General features: G+C 77.0%; 1 pseudogene. It reads left to right on the top strand.

Features of this window, described 5'->3' with window-relative positions:
- A pseudogene (locus AB0I76_RS30550) lies at positions 1 to 1092 on the top strand (hypothetical protein); the annotation flags it as partial.

Genomic DNA, 1092 nt, shown 5'->3' with positions numbered 1-1092 from the left:
GACCTCGCCGCCGCGATCGCCGCCCCGGCGGACGCCGACCGGGAGGCCGCCGCCCAGCGCCGGATCGCCGGGTGGTTCTTCGCCCTGCTCGCCGGCGCCCAGGTGCTGCTCGCGGTGGCGGCCCTGCCGATGCTGCGCCGCGCGCGCCGGCACGCCGGCCCGTACGGCCCGGAGCCGGTGTCCGGGCGGATCGTGGCGGTGGTGGAACTGCTGCTGATCGCCGCGGCGCTGGCCGTTCCGTCGGCCCTCCTCGCCGACCTGGTGCCATGGTGGCGCGGTGAGCACGCCGGGGTGTTGTTCGCCGGCACCACGATGGTGCTGGTGGTCGGGGCGACGGTGCTGGTACGCCTCGCACCCGGCTACGCGAGCACCCTCGGGCCGCTCGGCGCGGTCGCCGGCCTGACCACGCTGACCGTGGGCGCGGACGTGCTCACCGGCGCCCGTCTCCAACTCAACGGCGTCGCCGGCTACTCCGCCCTGGAGGGCGGGCGGTACGCGGGCCTGGGCACCGTCGGGCTCGGGGTGTTCGTCGCCGGCGCGCTGCTGACCGCGGGGTGGCTGGCCCAGCGGGTCCACCGGTCCTGGCGGCCGATCGTGATGGTGGCGGTCGGTGGGGCGGCCGTGGTGGTGGTCGGCAGTCCCTACCTCGGTGCCGACTCGATCGGGGCGATCGGGCTCACCGCCGGGGTGAGCGTCGCGGCGGCGATCAGCGCCGGCGGCTGGCTGACGGTCAGCCGGCTCGCCTGGGCGACGATGGCCGGGCTGGCGGTGACCATCGGTTTCGCGGTGCTGGATGTGCGCCGCCCACCCGTCGAGCGGGGCAGCCTCGGGCGGTTCCTGGCGGCGGTGGGTGACGGCACCGGTGGGCTCACCGTGCACCGCTCCGGCTCCGCGAACGTTGAGACGCTGGTGAACAGCCCGCTGACCGTGCTGGCCCTGGCCGGCGCGCTGCTGGTCTGGTTCGCCCTGCTCCAGCCGTGGGGCGGTCTGATGCGGCTGTTCGGCATCTACCCGGCGGTGCGGGCCGCGATGGCCGGCACGGCGGTCGCGGCGGGCCTCGGCGGGGTGCTGGGCGGCGCGGCGCTGGACGTC

Source organism: Micromonospora sp. NPDC049799, assembly GCF_040656655.1.
Taxonomy (GTDB): domain Bacteria; phylum Actinomycetota; class Actinomycetes; order Mycobacteriales; family Micromonosporaceae; genus Micromonospora.
The sequence above is the reverse complement of the archived record's forward strand: the minus strand, read 5'-3'. Positions and strand labels throughout refer to the sequence as shown.